20 protein-coding genes and 3 pseudogenes are annotated in these 22,870 nt (G+C 45.3%); 21 read left to right on the top strand and 2 right to left on the bottom strand.

The window, feature by feature from the left end:
* Window positions 1-106: 106 nt before the first annotated feature.
* From DMB88_RS11000 to DMB88_RS11030, 9 genes are all read left to right on the top strand, one after another.
* Window positions 107-814 (top strand): ribonuclease HII, encoded by a 708-nt coding sequence (locus DMB88_RS11000; RefSeq protein ID WP_128101383.1) that lies wholly within the window; start codon window positions 107-109, stop codon window positions 812-814.
* Between the two features lie 33 nt (window positions 815-847).
* A complete protein-coding gene (locus DMB88_RS31025; RefSeq protein WP_254438530.1) occupies window positions 848-1,642 on the top strand; it encodes a hypothetical protein in 795 nt (264 codons plus the stop codon).
* 195 nt (window positions 1,643-1,837) lie between these two features.
* Complete coding sequence (locus DMB88_RS31030) at window positions 1,838-2,902, top strand: hypothetical protein (RefSeq protein ID WP_254438531.1); 1,065 nt, start codon at window positions 1,838-1,840, stop codon at window positions 2,900-2,902.
* Window positions 2,899-3,207 carry an EscU/YscU/HrcU family type III secretion system export apparatus switch protein gene (locus DMB88_RS11010; protein ID WP_128101384.1) on the top strand — a complete coding sequence of 103 codons (309 nt, stop codon included), beginning with the start codon at window positions 2,899-2,901 and terminating at the stop codon, window positions 3,205-3,207. The genes DMB88_RS31030 and DMB88_RS11010 overlap by 4 nt, the downstream gene beginning before the upstream one ends.
* Window positions 3,201-3,599 (top strand): YraN family protein, encoded by a 399-nt coding sequence (locus DMB88_RS11015; protein ID WP_128101385.1) that lies wholly within the window; start codon window positions 3,201-3,203, stop codon window positions 3,597-3,599. Before DMB88_RS11010 ends, DMB88_RS11015 begins: the two co-directional genes overlap by 7 nt.
* A gap of 481 nt (window positions 3,600-4,080) precedes the next feature.
* Window positions 4,081-4,239: a hypothetical protein gene (locus tag DMB88_RS30225; RefSeq protein ID WP_164848669.1), complete on the top strand. Its 159-nt coding sequence runs from the start codon at window positions 4,081-4,083 to the stop codon at window positions 4,237-4,239.
* 61 nt (window positions 4,240-4,300) lie between these two features.
* Window positions 4,301-4,930 carry a carboxypeptidase-like regulatory domain-containing protein gene (locus tag DMB88_RS11020; RefSeq protein WP_164848670.1) on the top strand — a complete coding sequence of 210 codons (630 nt, stop codon included), beginning with the start codon at window positions 4,301-4,303 and terminating at the stop codon, window positions 4,928-4,930.
* 68 nt (window positions 4,931-4,998) lie between these two features.
* Window positions 4,999-5,523 (top strand): carboxypeptidase-like regulatory domain-containing protein, encoded by a 525-nt coding sequence (locus DMB88_RS31975; protein ID WP_368028364.1) that lies wholly within the window; start codon window positions 4,999-5,001, stop codon window positions 5,521-5,523.
* Window positions 5,524-5,816: 293 nt separating this feature from the next.
* The gene (locus DMB88_RS11030; protein ID WP_254438533.1) at window positions 5,817-6,287 is read left to right on the top strand and encodes a nitroreductase family protein; all 471 of its coding nucleotides are present in this window, start codon (window positions 5,817-5,819) and stop codon (window positions 6,285-6,287) included.
* A 370-nt stretch (window positions 6,288-6,657) separates the two neighbouring features.
* Here the strand turns inward: DMB88_RS11030 and DMB88_RS11035 are convergent, their stop codons facing one another.
* Complete coding sequence (locus DMB88_RS11035; protein WP_128101388.1) at window positions 6,658-8,262, bottom strand: YifB family Mg chelatase-like AAA ATPase; 1,605 nt, start codon at window positions 8,260-8,262, stop codon at window positions 6,658-6,660.
* A gap of 253 nt (window positions 8,263-8,515) precedes the next feature.
* Window positions 8,516-8,641 (bottom strand): annotated as a pseudogene (locus DMB88_RS11040) (Ohr subfamily peroxiredoxin); the annotation flags it as partial.
* A 261-nt stretch (window positions 8,642-8,902) separates the two neighbouring features.
* On the opposite strand from DMB88_RS11040, the gene DMB88_RS11045 reads away from it, so the two are divergent.
* The 12 genes and pseudogenes from DMB88_RS11045 to fliF all read left to right on the top strand — a co-directional run bounded on the left by DMB88_RS11045 (window position 8,903) and on the right by fliF (window position 22,860).
* A complete protein-coding gene (locus DMB88_RS11045; protein ID WP_128101389.1) occupies window positions 8,903-9,358 on the top strand; it encodes a MarR family winged helix-turn-helix transcriptional regulator in 456 nt (151 codons plus the stop codon).
* Between the two features lie 248 nt (window positions 9,359-9,606).
* On the top strand, window positions 9,607-10,767 hold the full coding sequence (gene sucC / locus DMB88_RS11050) for an ADP-forming succinate--CoA ligase subunit beta (RefSeq protein WP_056700556.1): 1,161 nt from the start codon (window positions 9,607-9,609) through the stop codon (window positions 10,765-10,767).
* Between the two features lie 99 nt (window positions 10,768-10,866).
* A pseudogene (sucD, locus tag DMB88_RS11055) lies at window positions 10,867-11,795 on the top strand (succinate--CoA ligase subunit alpha).
* Window positions 11,796-12,043: 248 nt separating this feature from the next.
* Window positions 12,044-13,174, top strand: a complete 1,131-nt coding sequence (gene dprA / locus DMB88_RS11060) for a DNA-processing protein DprA (RefSeq protein ID WP_128101390.1) — start codon at window positions 12,044-12,046, stop codon at window positions 13,172-13,174.
* Between the two features lie 116 nt (window positions 13,175-13,290).
* Window positions 13,291-15,390, top strand: coding sequence for a type I DNA topoisomerase (topA, locus tag DMB88_RS11065; RefSeq protein ID WP_128101391.1), 2,100 nt, complete (start codon window positions 13,291-13,293; stop codon window positions 15,388-15,390).
* Between the two features lie 20 nt (window positions 15,391-15,410).
* Window positions 15,411-16,747: pseudogene (gene trmFO, locus DMB88_RS11070) on the top strand (FADH(2)-oxidizing methylenetetrahydrofolate--tRNA-(uracil(54)-C(5))-methyltransferase TrmFO).
* A gap of 23 nt (window positions 16,748-16,770) precedes the next feature.
* Window positions 16,771-17,313, top strand: a complete 543-nt coding sequence (gene hslV, locus DMB88_RS11075) for an ATP-dependent protease subunit HslV (protein WP_056700565.1) — start codon at window positions 16,771-16,773, stop codon at window positions 17,311-17,313.
* A gap of 166 nt (window positions 17,314-17,479) precedes the next feature.
* Window positions 17,480-18,880, top strand: a complete 1,401-nt coding sequence (gene hslU / locus DMB88_RS11080) for an ATP-dependent protease ATPase subunit HslU (RefSeq protein WP_128101392.1) — start codon at window positions 17,480-17,482, stop codon at window positions 18,878-18,880.
* Window positions 18,881-19,886: 1,006 nt separating this feature from the next.
* On the top strand, window positions 19,887-20,294 hold the full coding sequence (gene flgB, locus DMB88_RS11085) for a flagellar basal body rod protein FlgB (RefSeq protein ID WP_128101393.1): 408 nt from the start codon (window positions 19,887-19,889) through the stop codon (window positions 20,292-20,294).
* A 5-nt stretch (window positions 20,295-20,299) separates the two neighbouring features.
* The gene (flgC, locus tag DMB88_RS11090) at window positions 20,300-20,752 is read left to right on the top strand and encodes a flagellar basal body rod protein FlgC (RefSeq protein ID WP_128101394.1); all 453 of its coding nucleotides are present in this window, start codon (window positions 20,300-20,302) and stop codon (window positions 20,750-20,752) included.
* 64 nt (window positions 20,753-20,816) lie between these two features.
* The gene (gene fliE / locus DMB88_RS11095) at window positions 20,817-21,128 is read left to right on the top strand and encodes a flagellar hook-basal body complex protein FliE (protein ID WP_128101395.1); all 312 of its coding nucleotides are present in this window, start codon (window positions 20,817-20,819) and stop codon (window positions 21,126-21,128) included.
* Window positions 21,129-21,276: 148 nt separating this feature from the next.
* A complete protein-coding gene (gene fliF, locus DMB88_RS11100) occupies window positions 21,277-22,860 on the top strand; it encodes a flagellar basal-body MS-ring/collar protein FliF (protein WP_128101396.1) in 1,584 nt (527 codons plus the stop codon).
* The last annotated feature ends 10 nt before the right edge of the window (window positions 22,861-22,870 follow it).

The raw sequence follows: 22,870 nt of genomic DNA on the forward strand, positions 1-22,870 counted from the left end.
TGTATGGTTCATTAACCCTAATATTCTAATTGAAATGCTAATTTATATATGTATTTAATCTGAAGAAAATGTTATTGCAAGCATGGGCAGAGGAGATGAAGGCAAGATGACTCATAACGATAAAGAATACGAAATTATTCAGCTAGAAGCCCTGGATAAACCGAAGAAGAAAAAAGAAAAAGTGGTTACTGAACCACAAGATCTGCTGAGATATGAACGAGAGTATTGGGAGAGTGGATTCGAACATATTGCTGGCATTGATGAAGTCGGTCGGGGATGTTTGTTTGGAGATGTGGTGGCGGCAGCAGTAATCTTGCCTCGGGATATGATTCTGGAAGGTGTGAACGATTCGAAAAAGCTATCGGAGAAAAAACGCGATATGTTGTTTGAACTCATCATAGAGAAGGCGATATCCGTCGGTATTGGTTTTGCCGACTCAAAAGAGATTGACCATCTTAATATTAAACAAGCGACTCGTCTGGCGATGAAGCGGGCAGTGGAAGGGCTTGGGGTTCGTCCTGACTATCTCTTCGTAGACGCGGAAAAGGTCGATGTGACTATACCGCAGATGTCGATCATTAAAGGAGATGCGAATAGTCAGTCCATTGCTGCAGCATCCATTATTGCGAAGGTAACCCGGGATCGACTGTGTAAGGAAGAGTGGGAGACGTTATATCCGGATTACGGTCTGTCGATACATAAAGGCTACGCTACCAAATTTCATCGAGAACAGATCATGGCTTTGGGAGCTTCACCTATGCATCGCCGTAGTTTCCTAGGGAATTTGTTAGGGGAGCAACAAACGTTATTTTAATTTATATAGATTAGGACGAGAGGAGGGAAAGTCGTGAATATCAGCTCAATGATTCGAGGGCTACTCGGGGACAACAAACCAGGTGAAGCCAAACCTCTTGAATTAAAAGAAGGTCAGGTGGTACGTGGATCTGTTCTTAGTGTGTCAGATGATGGCGGAGAGGCCGTTCTGCAAATACAGGGGGTTCAGGTGAGAGCCAAGCTTGAAACGCCTCTGCGGCCTGGGGAAACTACCTTGCTTCAAGTCCAGCCTCAGGGAGAGAATGGCATCACTGTGATGAAACCAATGGCTAATGCGCTATCAGAACTGCCTCAAGCTTCGTTGAACAACCTGCTTCAGGAAGTGGGTTTGTCAGATACAAAAGTTAATCGTGAATTGTTACTGGCGATGCAACGCAGTGGGTTACCTCTGACCAAGGACAATGTCGCTATGATTCAAAATATGATGACAGCTAAGCCAGCACAGGTTCCGGTGGAGGAATGGGTGCAATCGACGGGAATTGCTTTCCAGCGGGGGCTTCCCATTACCGCCGAGACTGTTAAAGGGTTGCATCAGGCAGTGTTTGGTCCACCCTTGCATCAATTGTTGAATGGACTTGCAGATCAGCTGGAATCCTTCCTCACGCAACAGGCAGGCAAGTCGGCCGCAACCATGGGAGAACAAGCTGGTGCGGCGAAGACGGGGATCAACCAAGCGGTAGCAATGCCCGTGACGGGAAGTCTGCAAGCAGACGATGCTGCATTGCCTGCTAGTGCAGGGCGTCCTTTGGCAGCAACGAATGGAGCAGGACAGGCAACCGTAGCAGTTGGGGGACCCTGTTATGACTGATGGTGCAGCAGAAGAGACTGGAGCTCCATCAAAGGCGACTGGGCAACCGCCAGCAGCAGGCACCGGTAACGCTACGGAGGCTGCTGGCGCGAAGGCGGGAGCCAGCCAAGTGGAGACGGCTGGCAAGCAAGGAACAGGTATTCCGGCGGGAACCGGAATACCTGGGAGAGCCCGCACGGTGCAGAAGCGGGCTCTGTGGGTCAGAGCCGCCCGGGTACACCAGGGGCGGCAGATCTTCAGGCTGGCCGCGCAATCGCGGGACAGCCTGAAGCAGGCGCTGCCGGGCGAACTGCCGGCAGCGCTGAGGCTACGCCTGCGGCTGCGAGTGCAACGCCCGCAGCCGCGCAGGCGGCGCCAGCAGCAGCAAGCGCAGCGGAGCTTGCGCCTAAGCTGCTGGCGCTGCTGGATGCGCTGCGCAGCGCATCCACTGCCGCACCGGCACAGCCGGGTGCGGCAGCCCAGGCCGCCCCTGCATCGCAGGGCGGCCAAGCCGCTGCGGCTGCCGGAGGCGTGCCGCAGCAGGTTCCAGCCAGCGCTGATGCGCCGCCGGCTGGTGGAACTGCCGCAGCTCCTGCAGGTGCTGCGGCAGCGCCCGTCACCCACGGGGGAGACCCGTGGGTGGGGCGTGTGTTGAAGCTGCTCGGTGCAGAACACGAGCAGCAGGCAGTGCACGGCGCAGCTGCGCAAGCGCGCGTGGGCGACGTGGCGAGTCCGGGAACCACGGACACGCTGAAGGGCTTGCTGCTGCAGTTAGCCAGCAGCGACAATGCCCCGGCGGCACTCAAAGATGCCGCCGGGCAGGCTGTGCAATATTTAACGGGGCAGCAGTTATTGCTGACAACCGATCGAAGCTCTACCTTTGCCCAGATGCATTGGTTTATTCCAATTACGGGTCCTGATGGAGAAGAGACCGCTTCAGTCCAGATTCAATCTCGCAGAGGCCAGCGCGGCGAACTGGATGCATCCAACTGCCGGTTGTGGTTTGACTTGGACATGAAGAGTCTGGGACCAACGTTGGTGGATGTGCATGTCGTCAATAATATTGTCAGTCTGCGTGTGCTTAATGATCGGGAAGGCATGGGGCCGCTACTCGAAAGTGGGCGTGAAGTCATTCATACGGCTCTCGACAAGCTAGGCTACCAACTGCTTACCTTTAAGACAGAACCTTGGCCGGTAGGTCAGGAACCTGGTGCAGAACGTAAAATCAATGCGTCGGATTATAGCCCTGAACGGTACAAAGGGGTGGACTTTAAAATATGAAAGATGAGCCGCAGCCGGATCTGCTTTCCAAAAAGGCTGTTGCCTTAAAATATGTACCAGGGGAAACGGAAGCACCTGTTGTCGTGGCCAAAGGTCGTGGCAAAGTGGCAGAAGCCATTCTGGACAAAGCCAAGGAAAATGGTGTGCCTGTTCAAGAAGATGCGGCTCTGGTCGAGGTGCTCTCCAAGCTGGATCTAGATGAACAGATACCGGCGGAGTTATATCAGTTAGTAGCAGAGGTATTAACCTACATTTATCGAGCTGATCGGTTGGCTTCTGGACGGGAGGAGCAAAACGATTGGTAGATCATAAACCAGAACATAAGTCCTCCCCTAAGCTTACACGTCAGCAAAAAGGAAAATTAGGCGAGCAAGCGGCTTGTCGGTGGCTACAAGAGCATGATTACGAGATTGTAGCTCAAAACTGGCGTTGCCGTAGTGGGGAGATTGATATTGTTGCCACGTTTGAAGGACTCGTCATTTTTGTTGAAGTCCGAAGCAGGAGCGGGGCAGGGAGATATGGTACACCACAGGAATCGGTTGATTTCCGTAAGGTGCAGCAGGTTCGTTCAACAGCGGCGGTGTATATGCAAAGGTCTGGAGAGCTTAATCGGCAAATCCGCTTTGATGTTATTGCAGTGATGCAGGATGCGACAGGCGAGACGGTTTCTATAGAACATATCGTAAATGCGTTCTAGGGCGCTAATAAATCTCACTTAAAGGCATCATTCACCGGCTTCTCGCGCCTGCAGTGTTATGTTCTCTTGAAACACCTCAGTAATATGCGTGCGAAAAACTTCTGACCGGATGCTTAAATATTCGGCAAAATTTACTTCTCTCGGATTTTTTAATACACTCAAATAAATTAGGTTGAAAACGGACTTTATTACCACGAACACAGTCGTGGTAGTGAAGTCTTTTTTGGTTGATAGGCAATTTTTGATCTTCTATGATTTTTCTATTGCTTCAAAATCTATCGGATCCAATCAATAGGGTTGAAACTTAGTTCCATAATGCTCCAAATTGGTCTCGATCCACTTACAACATCTAGGATGATTGAGTTAAACGTTAGGCTTTAGTTGTGTGCAGTAAATTCCATATTGTTTTTGAATGATACAAATTGTATCATATATCGTGGGAAATAACAGAAAAGAAGAACAAAGGTAGGAGGAGAGGAAGATGGAAAAAGAAACAACTAGAACTAACACCCAAGTTAAGCGTTGTTGGCAAACACCAAAAGTGGATGTGTTGGAGGTGCAGCATACTCTCAGTGGTGGGGGAATCTGGCATTATGTATGGGATGGAGAGTTTTGGAAACTTGAATTACTCACAAGCTGATACTTACTGGCTATTGTATGACAAGACCTATAAATAGACTAATGAGGTGAAAACCATGTTCATGAGTAGGTACTCTAAATGGATCTCTCGATCGTTCATGCTGTGCTTCTTTTCGATCTTACTTAGTATTGTATACGCTGGAACCTCCTACGCATTGGAGCAGGAAGGGGCACCCTCCGCCGCACAAGAAAATAATGCCCAACCACCAGCCATTATTCATGGGAAAATAACGGATCGAGAAGGCTACAGTGTCCCTCATGCCAAAGTGGATTATGAGCTTTATTATCGGGGGGATACGACCAAACACAGTCTGGTCGCTGATGAAAACGGAAACTATCGCTTTGAAGCAGTCGTTGAAGATTATACAGACCTAACATTGTACGTTGAAGCAGAAGGCTTCATTACCTATGCGTCCTATAGGCAATATCAAAATTATACGTTAAGTCCTGGGGATGAAGTGAACATCAATGTAAGCCTATATGAGCCCTCTACCATTGTGGGCACGGTAACAGATCCAGCGGGTCAACCGATTCCTGGTGCAGCAATTAAAGTGACGAGTATAACAGATCGTGTAATACAGACGGATGCAAACGGAAGGTATACAGTTACGGGTATCGATTACGATTATAACCCAACATTGCCATCTGGATCGATAGTCAGGATCATCTCCCTTATCTACAAGACCGTCTAGGCATTGATGCAGGTCAAACGTTACGTATTGATGTTGTACTGGAGAATGCTGCTCATGTCAGAGGACAGATTGTTGATGCTAGTGGGAATCCGGTAGCAGGAGTCAAAGTTAGTGGGTACACGGAACGAGCTACAACCGATGTTCAAGGCTATTATTTACTTAAACGGATTCCAACAGGTTCAATTACAATCGTTGCGGAAGCAGCTGGTTACCCCAAACATAGCAAATTAGCAAATTTAACTCCGGGAGATCATAATAGCGTGGATTTTGTATTACGCGTAAACCAAGATATTCAGCCTCCAGTAACCAAATATCGACTGGTGCCATTAACGGAAACGATTAATGGGAAGCTTTATATTGTTGGGTTTACGTTTAGACTGCAAGCCACGGATGAAGCTAACGGATCAGGCGTAAAAATAACACAATATCGTTACAATGGCGGAGAATGGATGACCTATAATGGCCCTGTTAAATTTTATGCAAATGACGTAAAGTTGGTGGAATACTACAGCACGGATGTGGCAGGGAATACAGAGAAAATGAACAAAATGGACTTTGTAAAGGGTATCTTTGAAGGAGCTGGCTCGTACTAAGTGGCTCTTACTAGAAACCGTAGGAACGTTGCCAGTTAAATAGGTGTGAGTAGATCGATGTTTTTAATCTCTGTATTCCTTTCGAGGGGGCAGGATTGAGAGCATCTTTTTTTATGATAATAGGAGATAGAAGATGAGGAGATCCATAGAGGTCAGCTTTTTTGAATCTGGCGAACAGAACGATGTATAATAAAGAAGCAACTTCATATGTTGGCAGTTTTATATCAAATCATATGCTTGGCTTACAAGCTGTTACACCATAATTTAAACAAGAAAGCCTAGGAGGTTATGTTATGAGCAAATCAATTCAGACAGGAAACGCGGTCATTGAAGCAATTCAAAATCGTCGGACGGTCAAAAAGTTCAAAAAAGACGCGGTTCCTACAGACAAAATTATTGAATTATTAGATGCAGCTGTATGGGCTCCTAATCACAAACTGCGCGAACCTTGGCGGTTCCTTCTGTTCACTGGGGATGGCCGCAAAAAGCTAGCTCAAGCTATTGATGCTGAGATGGGAGAGGATAATAAATTCTCAGCGAATATTAAGCAGGTGCCTGCGATTATGCTGGTTGTACTGGAAGAGGATCCACGCCAAAACATTTGGGATGAGGATTTTGCTGCGGTTAGCGCACTCGTGCAGAACTTTTTGCTTGCAGCCTGGAGTGAAGAGATTGGGACATTCTGGGTAACGAAGCCATTTCTATATGCCCCAAATTCCGTAAACCGCTCGGCATCGAAGCGGGCGAAAAGATTATTGGCATGATTTATATGGGATATCCGGATGTTATTCCTTCAGCTAAAGAGCGTACAGCAGCCAAAGACAAGCTGACTCTGTTTGAATAATCTATTTTCATAACGTAGGTTATGTAAAGTTGTAACTATTTTGTCGATGTTTGGTGAAGGGTGAAACGACACAAATCGCCCCAATTTACGCTAAACTCCCTTATGCATGAGGGATGCTATATAGGTTGAATTTATCCGTTTATGGCCGAAACGATGACCCTAAGGACGGTTTGTTATCTTGGGTTTTGGTCATAACGTATGTAATTCAATCGATTAGCAAGCGTAAGTGGGGGCTATTTGTTATGCTTAAGTTGAAGGCTCCTATAACAATGCAGGTTACGGCTTTTCTTTTAAAAGATTTTAAGATCCAATTGACGATATTGAATGGCTTCAGCCACATGGGCAGTAACCACTTTACCTTCATTTTCAAGGTCAGCTATCGTCTGTGCCATCTTCATGATTCGATCATGTGCTCGCATGCTTAGGTTCATGGCCTGTAGTGTATTTTGCAGCAATTGCTCTGCCTCTTGAGGTAGAACGATCATGCGGCGTAGCAATGCTCCAGAGAGCTGGCTATTCCAATGCACACGAGTATTTGTGTAACGTTTGGCTTGAAGCTGATGGGCATGCATGACCTTGGCTTGCATCTCATTGGAGCTAAGCGAAGGCGCAGCCTTACGCCATTCCCCCGGAGGTGGAACTTCGACTTGAAGATCGATTCGATCAAGCAAGGGACCTGATATTTTGGCACGATATGCTGCAACGCGGGAAGGACTGCAGATACAACTCAGGTCATCTGTTTGTGCTGACAAGTATCCACAAGGACACGGGTTCATCGAACAGGCGAGCATAAACTGTGCGGGGAACGTGAATACAGCTCTAGCGCGGCTGATCGTCACCGTCTGATCCTCCAAAGGCTGACGCAATACCTCGAGCACTTGACGTTGGAATTCGGGCAGCTCATCCAAAAACAAAATGCCGCGATGTGCCAGACTTACTTCACCAGGTTTTGGAATACTGCCGCCTCCGATCAATCCTGAAGTTGAGATAGTATGATGTGGAGAGCGGAAAGGCCTTTGGCTAACGAGCCCTTGCGAGATTTCCTTTAATTTACCTGCCGCGCTTAAAATTTTGGTTACCTCAAGAGCTTCCTCTTCGGAAAGAGGAGGGAGGATGGTGGGTAGCCTTTTAATTAACATGGTTTTGCCTGTTCCTGGTGGCCCAACAAGCATTATATTATGCATGCCCGCTGCAGCGATCATCAGTGCCCGTTTCACATGATGCTGTCCTAATACATCGTTATAGTCCTCTGCAGAAGAGTCTTCCTGTTGTCCTCCTTTATCCGAATCGATCACTTCTATTGCATCCTTCGATGTTAACAAATGGTTGTAATTTTTCAAAATGAGTGGCTGATTATTTGCTTTTGTTTCTACAGCGTTACCTACACCAGATTCGCTTTGCGGTATAACATCTTGCAAATGACGAATGCCATATACGTGAATGCCTCGAATTAATGCAGCTTCAGCCAAATTGTCCTGTGGTAGCAAGACAGAAGTGAAGCCTCCTCTTTTAGCGAGATCAACCATAGCGAGGATACCTGGTACCGAACGCACCGTGCCATCCAGAGCAAGCTCTCCAAGGATAAGCGTTCGTTCTTGTGGAGGAAGCATGAGTTGCCCACTGGTAACAAGCAAACCCACCGCAATAGCCAGATCAAAGGAAGAACCTTCTTTTCGTAAATCAGCAGGAGCTAGATTAATCGTAATTCGCTGTAGCGGGTACTGGAATCCGCAGTTTTTAATCGCTGCCCGTACACGCTCGACAGCCTCACGAATGGCCGAATCTGGCAGTCCAATGATGGCTGTCTGAGGCAAGCCATTCGATAAATCGGTTTCGACTTCAATCAAAACCCCATCGATTCCGTACAAACAAGCACTATGTATTTTGCCGTACATAATAAAAGAAACACCTCACTTCGTTCTTGACTCTGCAGAGTGCAGGCCAGTCTTCGAATTAAGGTGCTTCCTCATCTTCTATTATGCATTTTATATAAAAGAAATCAGGGCGTCAACTCAGGTGTTCATCATGATGACCTCGATCAAGAATCCTGATTCCTGAATTGTTATGTGATCAACAAGAAATTCCTCAGAGAATTACGAATGGAACCAAATGTCCTTATATAAGGCATGCAAAAGCAAAGTGAATTGTTTAAAGTACGTTCAGTTCAACGACAATATTTCCACGTGTTGCACGAGAATAAGGGCATGCTTGGTGAGCAGCTTCGACTAATTTTGCAGCAGTTTCTTGATCTACACCTTTGGCGAGTACGTCGAGTGTAGCCGCGTCATCTTTTGTTGAATAGTCATCATATATCATCACTCCTGAGTAAACAATTATATTTTATACAACCTAATTTAACACGATTAAATATAAAAGTAAAATACTTTGTGCTCAATTATTCTGTTTTTTTTCTAATTTGTGATAAGATAGATCTAGAGTTTCTAATCATTCGCAAAACTTAAGTGGCTAGCATAGCTATGATAATGCGGATTAAGTTAGGAATTGAATGCACAATTAGGCAGGTGAGAACAATATATGCAGAATGATTCATTGAAGTTGGATAACCAATTATGCTTTGCCATATATGCTTGTTCACGGGAAATTACGAAGTTGTATCAGCCTTATCTCGAAGTGCTCGGTGTAACTTACTCGCAGTATTTAGTACTGATGGTGCTGTGGGAGCGTGAAGAATGTACGGTGAAAGAAATCGGAGAGGCGCTTTATCTTGATTCGGGAACATTGACTCCTCTGCTGAAACGCCTGCAATCAGCGGGTCACATCCATCGTGAACGCTCGGCGCAGGATGAACGTAAGGTACTTATAACGTTAACTGATTCGGGTAGAGAATTACGGAACAAAGCTTTGGCTATACCGTCATCCATCCAAGGAGACGCTTGCTTAAATAGTACTGAGTTTGAGGCCTTGCTCGGACAGTTTAAAGGGCTTTTGCATAAGGTGCATGAGACCAATATGAAAGAGTCCAGGAAGTAACGAATAACCGCCAAATGATGATGAACCTTCGACATATTCGTTGAAGGTTTTTTCCATTTATATCCAAGCATTCACAAAATGGGATGATATCCATATCAAAATGCTGTCTATTAACCATTAATTTTTTAAGGAAAGCGTTTTAAAAACGTGTTACAATGAACTGGGTTTAAGTAAAAATAGTCAACATTTGTCTTTTGTTAGTCAACCAACCCGCCTTGTTGCAGTCATGTTGATAGGAGGATTCGAGAATGAATATCCATGAATATCAAGGAAAAGAAGTACTGAAACAGTATGGAGTTGCCGTTCCTAATGGAAAGGTTGCTTATACAGTCGATGAAGCGGTCGCGGCCGCAGAGGCACTGGGCAGTCCGGTGACTGTAGTAAAAGCGCAAATTCACGCAGGTGGCCGGGGGAAAGCCGGCGGTGTGAAAGTGGCGAAGAGCACGGATGAGGTTCGTGCGTATGCATCCGAAATTCTGGGTAAAGTGTTGGTTACACACCAAACCGGACCTGAAGGTAAAGAAGTGAAGCGTCTTCTGATCGAAGAAGGATGCGATATCCGCAAAGAATACTATGTGGGTGTTGTTGTTGACCGCGCTACGGGACGTGTCGTGATGATGGCTTCCGAAGAGGGCGGTACGGAGATCGAAGAAGTAGCTGAAGCTACGCCTGAGAAAATTTTCAAAGAAATCGTTGATCCTGCAATCGGATTGCAAGTGTTCCAAGCGCGTAAACTGGCTTACAGCATTAATATTCCAAATGAATTGGTTAACAAAGCTGTGAAGTTCATGCTCGCGTTGTACAAAGCATTTGTCGAAAAAGATTGCTCCATCGCTGAGATCAACCCACTCGTTGTTACAGGAGATGGAAACGTTATCGCACTGGATGCGAAACTAAACTTTGACTCCAATGCGCTGTTCCGTCACAAGGACATTTTGGAACTGCGTGATCTGGACGAAGAAGACGAAAAAGAAATCGAAGCTTCGAAATACGACCTCAGCTACATAGCACTTGATGGAAACATCGGCTGTATGGTTAATGGTGCGGGACTTGCGATGGCAACGATGGACATTATCAAATATTATGGAGGCGACCCAGCCAACTTCCTTGACGTTGGGGGCGGTGCCACAACGGAGAAAGTAACAGAAGCGTTTAAAATTATTCTGTCTGACGCTAAAGTTGCGGGCATCTTCGTTAATATTTTCGGCGGTATCATGCGCTGTGATGTCATTGCCAATGGTGTCGTTGAAGCTGCGAAGCAGCTTGGACTTACGAAACCACTGGTAGTCCGTCTTGAAGGAACAAACGTGGAGCTTGGTAAGCGTATTTTGGGTGAATCCGGCCTAAATATCGTACCTGCTGACTCCATGGCCGATGGTGCACAGAAAATTGTTGCCCTCGTGAAGTAAGCTCATTCCTGGGAAGGTTGCACCCGAGTAGTGCAACAAGCTTCCTTAGTACCGGAGCTGTCCGGCACTTGAAAAATAACCGTAAGGATGTGAAGCAACGTGAGTATTTTGATTGATAAAAATACAAAAGTCATTACGCAAGGCATTACGGGTTCAACGGGAATGTTCCACACGAAGGGCGCATTGGACTACGGAACCCAGATGGTAGGCGGTGTTACTCCGGGTAAAGGCGGAACCAATGTTGACATCACGCTGGAAGACGGTTCAGTAGTCAGCCTTCCGGTATTCAACACGGTGCAGGAAGCGAAGGAAGCAACTGGCGCAACAGCGAGCGTCATTTATGTTCCCCAGCATTCGCAGCAGATTCCATCATGGAGGCTGTTGACGCAGAGTTGGATCTCGTTATCTGTATCACAGAAGGTATTCCTGTGTTAGATATGGTTAAGGTAGATCGTTTTATGGAGGGGAAAGATACCGTCCTGATCGGCCCTAACTGTCCAGGTGTCATTACGCCAGGCGAATGTAAAATCGGAATTATGCCAGGGTACATCCATATGCCAGGACATGTTGGTGTCGTTTCCCGTAGTGGAACATTGACGTATGAAGCTGTACATCAATTGACTACTCGTGGTATCGGACAATCCTCTGCTGTCGGAATCGGTGGAGACCCTGTTAAGGGCTCTGAGTTCATTGATATTCTCAAGCGGTTCAATGAAGATCCGCAGACACACGCTGTAATCATGATTGGTGAAATCGGTGGTACAGCGGAAGAGGATGCGGCAGAATGGGTGGCGGCTAACATGACCAAACCTGTTGTAGGGTTCATTGGTGGTGTTACAGCTCCTCCAGGCAAACGTATGGGTCACGCTGGCGCAATCATTTCCGGTGGTAAAGGTACGGCTAAGGAAAAAATTGCGAAGCTTGAATCTTGCGGTATCAAGGTTGCGCCTACGCCAGCCGAGATGGGATCTACGCTTGTCAGTGTGCTTGAAGAACGCGGTATTCTGAATTTGTGCACGACACATTAATTCTTTTCCGTTATAATAGAAGAAACGGTGCAGGAAACTCGTTTTCCAGGTAACCGACTTTGTGGATACGGAAAAGGTAAGCAACCTTTTGTCCTAATTTAGGGCGAAGGGTTGCTTTTTTGCGTTTTTTTACTCGGTTTCTCGTGAGCATGGAGTGATTCTTTTTAGAGTAAACGCTTGCAATCCGTTGTCACAGCCTACACAATATGAGGGAAGAACTTCTTCCCGGATCGGGAGGTTTTTTGTTTATGGAGGAGAGATGGATTTTATTTGGTTTGCATGAAATGGACGGGGTCGGTAAGAAAACAATTGCGAAGTTATTATCTGGACAGCATAGGCTCCAAGACCTGCTAGAGTATACAGAAGCCGATTGGCTAGAGGCGGGTTTGAGGAAGGATCAGGCGCATCGCCTTGCGGTGCATTTTGACCTTGACTGGATTGCTCAAAGACGGGAGAACGTTTACAAACAGGGAATTGAGGTTATAACTTATCTGGATTCCAATTACCCTATATTAATGAAGGAAACCGATCAGCCCCCATGGGTACTATATGGTCGTGGAGATATGCAGCTGCTGCATTCCAAGTCCATTGCGATGGTGGGTACCCGTATGCCGACCGTTTATGGTCGTAAAGTTGGGGAGCGTTTAACTGAGGAATTATGCAAGGCCGGTTTAACTATTGTCAGTGGACTAGCTAGAGGTATTGATAGCGTGTGTCATGATGCGGCTTTGCGCGCAGGTGGCAAAACGATTGCGGTATTTGGAACAGGAATAGATACCATCTATCCACCTGAAAATAATAGTTTGGCTGAACGCATTGCCGAAACGGGTCTACTTTTGTCAGAATATCCTCCAGGTACTCGAGCTCACCAGGGGTTGTTTCCGGAACGGAATCGAATTATTGCTGGCTTGAGCCTAGGAACGCTGGTGGTGGAAGCTGACATTCGTAGTGGATCACTCATTACGGCTGATGCAGCGTTGGATGCGGGCAGGGATGTATTTGCTGTGCCAGGTCCTATTACATCGCCGAAGAGCAGAGGGTCACACAACCTCATTCGACAGGGCGCAAAATTGGTCACTTCTGCTGCCGATCTGTTAGAAGAGTATCAAATGGACTTGCCAAATCCCGAACAAGTTCCTTACAATAGAGGACGTTCGACGCAAAATAAACAATCTGTTACAGCGGGAATGTTTCCTCCGGTAACCCTCTTCTCCGATGAGCAGAGAGTAATCACCATACTGGAGCAAGAGGAACAATCCTTGGATCAACTTGTTGAACGGCTTGGTTGGGATTTTGGACATTTGCATTCAGTTCTGTTATCTTTAATCATAAAAAAGCAGATTAGCCAATTACCTGGAACTAGATATGCAAGGGTATGACGATGCTGTGACGTATGCAGCGTGTTAATATAGATTATTAACGGAAGTTAACGGCTATGATGAGCATTACTATGAATTGGAACCAAGCAGTTTCATGACTGAGAGGAGATGGACCTATGGCGGATTCACTCGTAATCGTGGAGTCGCCCTCAAAGGCGAAGACCATTGGCAAATATTTAGGCAGCAAGTTCATCGTTAAGGCTTCGATGGGACATGTGCGAGATTTGCCGAAAAGTCAGATCGGCGTTGAGGTTGAGAATGATTTTAATCCGAAATATATTACGATCCGCGGCAAAGGTTCGATTTTGAAAGAACTGAAAGATGCACGTAAGAAAGTGAAAAAAGTGTACCTCGCAGCTGACCCGGATCGCGAAGGTGAGGCTATTGCATGGCATTTAGCTCATGCCTTGGAACTTGATGATACAGAGGATTGCCGCGTTGTATTTAATGAGATTACTAAACAAGCAGTCAAGGATGCGTTCAAAACGCCGCGCAAAATCAATATGGATCTGGTTAATGCGCAGCAGGCAAGACGTATTCTGGATCGGCTCGTAGGATATAAGATTAGCCCATTATTATGGAAGAAAGTCAAAAAAGGACTATCGGCTGGTCGGGTTCAATCGGTAGCGGTCAAAATCATTTTGGATCGTGAAAATGAAATTGATGATTTTGTACCTGAAGAGTACTGGAGCATAACCGCAAAGCTGACAGCTGATGGAAATCCGTTCGAAGCCAAATTTCATCAGTTAAACGGCACCAAGACCGAACTGGGTAGCGAAGCTGAAGTGCAGGCGATCCTGAAACAGATCGAAGGCGCTGACTTTACGGTCAAAGAAGTGAAAGAGAAGGAACGTAGCCGCAATCCTTCCGCTCCGTTTACGACGAGTTCCTTGCAACAGGAAGCTGCTCGTAAATTGAATTTCAGAGCTTCTAAGACGATGTCCGTTGCACAACAGCTGTATGAGGGCGTAGACCTCGGAAAAGAAGGCACAGTGGGTCTCATCACGTATATGAGAACCGATTCCACACGAATTGCAGCATCTGCACAGGAAGAAGCGAAGGAATACATCATTGGCAAGTACGGTGAACCATTTGCGCCAGAAACACCTAGAAACTATTCCAAAAAGGCAGCTAATGCTCAGGATGCGCATGAAGCTATTCGCCCAACGTCCATTTTGCGTGATCCGGATTCGATTAAATCATTTATGAGCCGGGATCAATTTCGCTTATATAAACTAGTTTGGGAACGATTTGTCGCAAGTCAGATGTCATCGGCTATTCTGGATACACTGTCTGTAGATATTGCTGTCGGAGATACGATCTTTCGCGCTGCGGGCTCCAAAGTTCGCTTCCAAGGTTTCATGAAGGTGTATGTGGAAGGTAACGATGACGGAACAACAGAAGAAGATCGCCTGCTTCCTCCTCTGAAAAATGGAGATGTACTGGAGAAACAGGAGATCGAGCCGAAGCAGCACTTCACTCAGCCACCACCGCGTTATACCGAGGCGAGGCTGGTTAAGACTCTTGAAGAACTGGGCATAGGCCGTCCGAGTACATATGCGCCAACGCTGGAAACTATTCAGAAGCGCGGGTATGTTGCTATCGAGGAAAAGAAATTCATGCCTACAGAGTTAGGTGAGCTTGTCATAGAACAGATGGAAGAGTTTTTCCCAGAAATTCTTAATGTAGAGTTTACTGCCAACATGGAAGGTGACCTTGACCATGTAGAAGAAGGCTCTGAGGATTGGGTCAAGGTGCTTGCGGAATTTTACGAATCCTTCGAGAAACGGCTTGAATTCGCAGAAGAAGAAATGAAGGAAATTGAGATTGAAGATGAAGTTTCCGATGAAATTTGCGAAAAGTGCGGTAAACATTTAGTTTATAAGCTTGGCCGTTTTGGTAAGTTTTTGGCTTGTTCTGGCTTCCCGGAATGTCGAAATACCAAACCGATTATTAAGGATATCGGCGTGACTTGCCCGAAATGTAAGGAAGGGCATGTTGTAGAGCGACGCAGCAAAAAGGGACGTGTATTCTACGGTTGTGACAAGTATCCTGAATGTGACTTTGTCTCGTGGGATAAGCCATCAGCGAAGCCATGTCCAAGCTGCGGTTCGTTAATGATTGAGAAGCGCAATAAGCAAGGAACAAGATTACAATGTACGTCCTGTGACCATCAGGAGCCTGTGGAAGAAGCAGACGAGGAATCAGCGGATTAGCATATATGGGGTAAATGATTTTGACTAACGAACAACAAGTAACGGTTATTGGAGCAGGTCTGGCGGGAACAGAAGCAGCTTGGCAGATTGCGAGTCGCGGTGTACGCGTAAAATTATACGAGATGAGACCGGTTGTGAAAACGCCGGCTCATCATACAGATAAATTTGCAGAACTGGTATGCAGTAACTCACTGCGTGCTAACGGTCTGACCAATGCAGTAGGTGTTCTTAAGGAAGAAATGAGAATGCTTAACTCTCTTGTTCTGGGAGCGGCAGACAAGCATGCTGTACCAGCAGGTGGAGCTCTTGCGGTTGACCGGGATGGATTCTCGGGGAGATCACTTCTACGCTGCAACAGCATCCTTTAATTGAGGTTGTCAATGAGGAACTGACTTCTCTTCCGGAAGATGGCATCGTTGTTGTTGCAACAGGGCCTTTGACTTCGCCGGCATTATCCGAGCAGATCAAAGCACTCATGGGAGAGGAATACTTCTACTTCTATGATGCAGCTGCACCAATTATTGAGAAAGACTCCATTGACATGAATAAGGTCTACCTGGCTTCCCGTTATGACAAGGGAGAGGCGGCTTATCTGAACTGTCCGATGACAGAAGAGGAATTTGATGTGTTTTATGATGCATTGATTACGGCTGAGGTAGCTCAATTAAAAGAGTTTGAGAAAGAGATTTACTTTGAGGGCTGCATGCCAATCGAAGTCATGATGAAACGTGGTAAACAAACAGCATTGTTTGGACCGATGAAACCTGTAGGTCTAGTTAACCCACATACAGGAACACTTCCACACGCGGTAGTTCAGCTTAGACAGGATAATGCTGCAGGAACGTTGTACAATTTGGTTGGTTTCCAGACCCATCTGAAGTGGGGAGAACAAAAACGTGTATTTTCATTGATTCCTGGTCTTGAAAATGCAGAATTTGTACGTTACGGCGTAATGCATCGCAATACATTTATTAATTCTCCTAAGTTGCTTCGTCCAACTTATCAATTTAAAGACCGTCCTAACCTGTTCTTCGCTGGACAGATGACTGGTGTTGAAGGATATGTCGAATCGGCTGCATCGGGTCTGATCGCAGGTATGAATGCAGCAAAAGCGGCTCTTGGTCAGGAACTTGTAGTACTGCCAGTAGAAACAACACTGGGTAGTATGGCACAATATATTACGACAGCAGATTTTAAACACTTCCAGCCGATGAATGCAAACTTTGGTTTGTTGCCGAAACTGGAAACAAAGATACGCAACAAAAAGGAAAAGAATGAAGCTCTTGCCCAGCGTGCATTGGATGGAATTGCTCGGTTTGCTGCTTCAGAAGGTCTAACCGTTCCTGAACGCGTATAAATTATTCGTGGGGAGGCTATATGATGGATATGTCATTTCATGCCACTACGATCTGTGCAGTGCGTCATAATGGCAAGGCAGCGATTGCTGGAGATGGTCAAGTGACCATGGGACAAAGTGTTGTTATGAAGAATACCGCCAAAAAGGTAAGACGTTTGTATCGCGGACAGGTCGTTGCTGGTTTTGCCGGCTCCGTAGCAGATGCGATTACACTCTTTGAGAAATTCGAAGGTAAGCTAGAGGAGCACCACGGTAATTTACAACGGGCTGCTGTAGAGCTTGCCAAAGACTGGAGACAGGATCGGATACTCCGTAAGCTTGAAGCACTTTTAATCGTTATGGATAAAACAGGTATGTTACTCATCTCTGGTGGTGGTGAGATCATCGAGCCGGATGATGATGTTATTGCCATAGGATCAGGGGGGAACTTCGCCTTATCCGCAGCGCGTGCCTTGAAACGACATGCAGGTAATTTGGAAGCCAAAGATATTGCGCGTGAATCACTCCAAATTGCAGCAGAATTGTGTGTGTACACCAATACGAATATCATTGTAGAAGAGTTGTAATTCAACCCCGCAAAATGGAGCCTGACCCCGGTCATTTATCCTCATGTTTTGCGGGGTTCTCCCTAATTTTGGTCATCGATATGTTTAAGTGCGTGTTCAAAAAGGTCGGTTTTGAACAACCTCTTTGAGAATCAAAATACAAGTATACCGGTAGGAGGGAAGCTATATGCAATCACAAGCATTAACACCTAGACAAATTGTTGCAGAGCTCGATAAATACATCGTTGGTCAAAAACAAGCTAAGAAATCCGTAGCGGTGGCTCTTCGTAACCGTTATCGTCGTAGCTTGCTACCCGAGCAAACCCAGGATGATATCGTTCCAAAAAATATCCTGATGATCGGACCTACAGGTGTAGGTAAAACAGAGATAGCCCGTCGTTTGGCTAAGCTCGTGGGTGCCCCATTTGTTAAAGTAGAGGCGACCAAATTTACAGAAGTGGGTTATGTGGGTCGTGATGTTGAGTCCATGGTTCGTGATCTCATCGAAACGTCCTTGCGTATGGTTAAATTGGAGCGGACAGAACAGGTGAAAGATAAAGCCGAGGAAGCTGCCAACGAGCGAATTGTACATATTTTGGCTCCTTCACAATCCAAATCCAAAAATCAGCGAAATCCGTTTGAGATGATCTTCGGGAATAATGGTAATAACGTCCCTGAGCAAGAAGAAGCTGAGCCAGATACCAATGTGGCTGAGCGCCGCCGTAAGATTAAATTCGATCTGTTATCAGGCAAGCTAGAGGACGATGTTATAGAGATTGATGTAGAGGATACAATACCTAACATGATGGATATGTTTGCTGGTCAGGGTAATGACCAGATGGGAATGAACATGCAGGAGATGTTTGGTAGCTTGTTGCCTCGTCGCACTAAGAAGCGCAAATTAGCTATTAAAGAAGCACGTAAAGTGCTCATCCAGGAAGAAGCTGGAAAGTTAATCGACATGGATGACGTTACGCAGGAATCGATCCGCAGAGCAGAGCAAACCGGAATTATCTTCATTGATGAAATAGACAAGGTAGCCAGCCAGGGACGCGGAAGTGGCCCTGACGTGTCACGCGAAGGTGTACAGCGGGATATTTTGCCTATCGTTGAAGGATCGACTGTAATGACTAAATACGGCCCTGTCAAAACCGATTATATTCTATTTATGGCCGCGGGGGCATTTCATGTGGCTAAGCCTTCAGATCTGATCCCAGAGCTTCAGGGGCGTTTCCCAATTCGTGTAGAATTGAATAGCCTCACACTGGACGAATTTGTATCCATTTTGACTGAACCGAAAAATGCATTAACGAAGCAATACGTAGATCTATTACGTACAGAGAATATCGAAATTGAGTTTTCGGATGAAGCGATTCGGGAAATTGCTAAGCTTGCTGAGTCCGTGAACCAGAATACGGAGAATATTGGCGCACGTCGTCTGCACACGATTCTGGAGAAACTGCTTGAGGACTTGTCCTTTGAGGCGGCTGAGCTTACGTTAGAGCGTATGGTGATTACTCCGGAATATGTGCGTGAGAAATTGAATGACATTGCTCTGGATCGTGATCTGAGCCAGTACATTCTATAAGTCAGCTATAGCTGACTTGCAATTTCGATATAGATGAGAGAATGACGGTATACATCGGATAAACTATCACATTTATAGCTATTAGGGGATAAGCAATCCTGTATTGGCTTGTAAGTGTGCTGGCAATCCAGAGGTATACCGTTATTTTGTTTTAATCTAAACGACCTTGTTAACGAATCCATCTAATAAAATGGAGGTCACGAACCGATAATTAGGTGAATGAAGAATTTTGGTAGGTACAATATAGGACTTGTGCCGCAGATCGGGCATAATTCGCTCGCTAAAAGTAAGTTATAGTGATGATCAGGAGTGGAACCTCTTCCAATATAAGGGTTTTGTTTTAACCAAGTCTGACGATAGGTTTTATGAAGAATGAGAGAAACTTTGCGCAAATGTGCAAAAAGTGGGTTTGGAGGAATTTCTGGAATAACAAACTACTTTCCGAGAAATTAATCTACATACAAGTTGATAATTGTTAAAAAAGTGTTGTGGAATAGACGCAGAATTGAAATAAGAACTATCATTTTTTTGTCAAAATTCCATTGCATAGAAATGGCATTGCAGAAGTGGGTTTAATAAAAAAACCGTATTATTACGGCAATTATTAGTAACATACAGAGGGATGATCCGATCAATCTTACTGCTGTTTTGTAAAGGTTGCGTAAGAAACAAGGCTATGAATCATTTTTTTTATTTTAAGAATGTTTAAGCGTAGGATGATCGTATGTTCGAAAAGTTTTGTCTTGGGCCTCATCATTTGCGAAAAAAATCATAATTTGCAGAAAATACACAAAAAGCCCTCTATTACAGAAAAGATAGGGCTTTTTTCTTATTGTAATAAATCCCAATCTCGAAGAAACTTATCATATACGACAACATCAGAGTTAATTCTACTTAAGTCCTAGAAAAACGTGTAAAAGCGAATGTTTTTGTCGAAAAAACATAAGCGATTAAAAGGAAGAAGATTCAATCTTTTTCCATAATTTCTAAGGAGAGGAGGGAAAATATGAATCTTTTGAATGATATTAGTTTCCGGAGGTTACAAGGTGCACTTGATGCGTCGAACATGAGACAACGTACGATTTCAGACAACATTGCAAATGCGGATACCCCATACTTTAAGCGTTCGAACGTCGCTTTTGAAGAAATGTTGCAGCAGCAAATGGATGGAGATACGCCTGTTCTTAGAGGGAAAGTAACGGATTCAAGGCATTTTGTCATAGGCCCTTCCTCTTCCGTACCTACACCAGTAGTCAATTTGGATCAGTCCACATCGATGAATAATAACCAGAATAATGTCGATATCGACAGAGAAATGAGTCTTCTGGCGGACAACCAATTGCGCTACAGTGCTTATATCCAGCAAGTCAATGAACAGATCAAAATGATGCGTGTTGGCGTTGAAGGGAGATAACAAAGGTGAACATCAGTAATAGCTTTGGGATTAGTGCATCGGCTCTAACGGCTCAACGTTTGCGAATGGACGTGATTTCTTCCAATATTGCCAACGCAGAGACAACACGTGCGAGTGTAGTTAACGGGGAAGCCGTTCCTTATAAGAGGAAAATGGTCGTTCTTGAGCCCAACAAATCCTCATTTAACAGCATACTTCAAAGCCAAATGAGAGACGGTGGAACTGGGGAAGGTGTTCGAGTTTCCGAGATCCGAGATGATCAATCTCCGCTCAAGCCTGTCTACGATCCAACACATCCAGATGCAAATGCAGATGGGTATGTATTTATGCCTAATGTCGACATTGCGAAAGAGATGGTTGATATGATCTCAGCTTCGCGGTCATATGAGGCGAACGTTACTGCTTTGAATTCAACTAAAGCCATGATATCTAAGGCATTGGAGATTGGTAGAGCCTAGTTAAACAGGAATGGAATTTAAATTCTTCTTAAACTGAAGAAAGAGATGAAGGGGAGGGACATTAATGATTCAGAATAACATGTTTAACACACAGGGGATTCAACCGCTCCAAATGCAAAATGCTTCCGTTAGCAAACCCTCAACACCAGCCGAAACTATTGAGAGCTTCGGTACATACTTACAAGAAGCGCTAGGCTCTGTAGCTGCACAGGAGTCCCAGGCGCATGAAATGTCTAATCAGTTCTTAGTTGGGAAAGTGAACGTTGACCAAGTGATGATCGCATCAGAACAAGCTCTGTTGAGTTTGCAACTGACGACTCAGGTCCGAAACAAAGTAGTCGAAGCATACCAAGAAATTATGCGTACGCAATTGTAAAATAGCACGCCTTGCGCTTCGATGACAGCGCTGATTATTACAACAAGCAGCGTGATGCTGCTCCTAAAAGCCAACGTTATTCTGTAACGAATGACGTACAGAAGTTGCTTCGGGACAGACTAAGCAAAGTTTCGGATGGGGTGACAGAGTGAATGAGAGAATTGCCCAGTACAAAGACAAGACGGTTCAGTACTGGAATAGTTTTAGCAAAAAACAAAAGGTATTACTGGTATCTACCTTTTTATTTTTAATCATGGCAGCAGTTGTTCTAACCATGCAACTCTCCAAAACGGAGTATGAGGTCGCCTTCAGAGATCTGAACTCTAGTGACTCGGCGGGAGTTATCGCATACCTAGATTCAGCCAATATTCCTTACAAATTAAGTGCAGATGGCAAATCGATCTCCATTCCTAGTACGGATGTTGCAATTACGAAAGTGAATGTCGGATCACAAGGTATTATCCAAAACGGTTCGTTAGGTTACAAAGCATTCTCAGAATCCTCGTCTCCAATTGGGATGACGGATAAAGAATTTGATGTGAAATACAACAGTGCGTTAAACGGAGAAGTGGAGCAATTACTTCAACGGATGCAAGGAATTCAGGATGCCAAGGTGCTCGTGAATATGCCAAAGGATAACATCTTCGCTGGCTTAGAAGAGCAAGACAAAGCATCCGCATCTGTAGCCCTACAATTCAAACCGGGTTATCACCCAAATCAAGCAGCAGTTGATGGGTATTTTAATTTGGTTAAAACCGCTATTCCTAATCTACCAATAGAGAATATTACAATTACCAATACAGATGAAGCAGAGCTCATTCCAACAGCCCGAGGTGGCAGTGGTGGCTTGTCATCTGAAGTTCAAGAGAACATGGCACTTCAGAAGAAATTTGAAAATGATGTTCGTAACAACGTGAAGCAATTCCTTTCACAAATCGTAGGCGAAGACAAAGTTAACGTTCTTGTCGTTTCTACATTGAATTTTGACAAGGAAACTAGAACAGAAAATAGAGTAGAGCCAGTCGATGTTGAAAATATGAAAGGTATTGAGATTAGTGTACAAGAGATTCAGAAGAGTTATACCGGAGCGAGTACACCTACAGGTGGCGTAGCTGGTACGGGGCAGGAAGAAGTTCCGGGTTATCCATCGGCTGATGCAACAGGAAATTCAACCTCTGAAGAATCATCAAGCACTAAGAATTACGATGTTAATCGAATTGTTAAAGATATTGTGGCAAGCCCATATTCTGTAAAAGACTTAACCATTAACGTGGCTGTTGAACCACCAGCAGGTCAGACAGAATTGCAAGCGCCAGTTCAAGATGCGATTGAAAATATCTTGGTGAATATCGTTCGTGCTTCACTTGCTGACACAGGCACGGTTATCACTGACGCGGATCTGGCTAAAAAAGTATCTGTTATCTCACAAGGCTTCCAGACTACAGATACAGCGGAAACAGGATTCCCACTTTCAACAGGAATGCTATGGGGCATAGGTGGACTGGTTGCAGCATTGATCGCAGCCGTTGTGATCCTGCTTGTACGCCGTCGCCGGAAACAAAACGAAGAAGAAGAAGAGGAAATCCCTCTTCCGGTAGCAACAGAGTTCCCGTCCATAACGTTGGACAGTGTAACGAACGAAAGTCAGGTGCGCAAACAATTGGAGAGTTTGGCGAAGAAAAAGCCAGACGAATTCGTCAATCTGCTGCGTACATGGCTGGCTGACGAATAGAGGTGGACGC

Origin of the sequence: Paenibacillus sp. DCT19 (assembly GCF_003268635.1) — a bacterium.
GTDB lineage: Bacteria > Bacillota > Bacilli > Paenibacillales > Paenibacillaceae > Paenibacillus.

What these genes read in the sequence shown, in the direction of transcription:
- DMB88_RS11000 (WP_128101383.1), top strand. Translation starts at nt 107, where the DNA reads ATGACTCATAACGATAAAGAATACGAAATTATTCAGCTAGAAGCCCTG.
- DMB88_RS11010 (WP_128101384.1), top strand. Translation starts at nt 2,899, where the DNA reads ATGAAAGATGAGCCGCAGCCGGATCTGCTTTCCAAAAAGGCTGTTGCC.
- DMB88_RS30225 (WP_164848669.1), top strand. Translation starts at nt 4,081, where the DNA reads ATGGAAAAAGAAACAACTAGAACTAACACCCAAGTTAAGCGTTGTTGG.
- DMB88_RS11020 (WP_164848670.1), top strand. Translation starts at nt 4,301, where the DNA reads ATGAGTAGGTACTCTAAATGGATCTCTCGATCGTTCATGCTGTGCTTC.
- DMB88_RS11030 (WP_254438533.1), top strand. Translation starts at nt 5,817, where the DNA reads ATGAGCAAATCAATTCAGACAGGAAACGCGGTCATTGAAGCAATTCAA.
- DMB88_RS11035 (WP_128101388.1), bottom strand. Translation starts at nt 8,262, where the DNA reads ATGTACGGCAAAATACATAGTGCTTGTTTGTACGGAATCGATGGGGTT.
- DMB88_RS11045 (WP_128101389.1), top strand. Translation starts at nt 8,903, where the DNA reads ATGCAGAATGATTCATTGAAGTTGGATAACCAATTATGCTTTGCCATA.
- sucC (WP_056700556.1), top strand. Translation starts at nt 9,607, where the DNA reads ATGAATATCCATGAATATCAAGGAAAAGAAGTACTGAAACAGTATGGA.
- dprA (WP_128101390.1), top strand. Translation starts at nt 12,044, where the DNA reads ATGGAGGAGAGATGGATTTTATTTGGTTTGCATGAAATGGACGGGGTC.
- topA (WP_128101391.1), top strand. Translation starts at nt 13,291, where the DNA reads ATGGCGGATTCACTCGTAATCGTGGAGTCGCCCTCAAAGGCGAAGACC.
- hslV (WP_056700565.1), top strand. Translation starts at nt 16,771, where the DNA reads ATGGATATGTCATTTCATGCCACTACGATCTGTGCAGTGCGTCATAAT.
- hslU (WP_128101392.1), top strand. Translation starts at nt 17,480, where the DNA reads ATGCAATCACAAGCATTAACACCTAGACAAATTGTTGCAGAGCTCGAT.
- flgB (WP_128101393.1), top strand. Translation starts at nt 19,887, where the DNA reads ATGAATCTTTTGAATGATATTAGTTTCCGGAGGTTACAAGGTGCACTT.
- fliE (WP_128101395.1), top strand. Translation starts at nt 20,817, where the DNA reads ATGATTCAGAATAACATGTTTAACACACAGGGGATTCAACCGCTCCAA.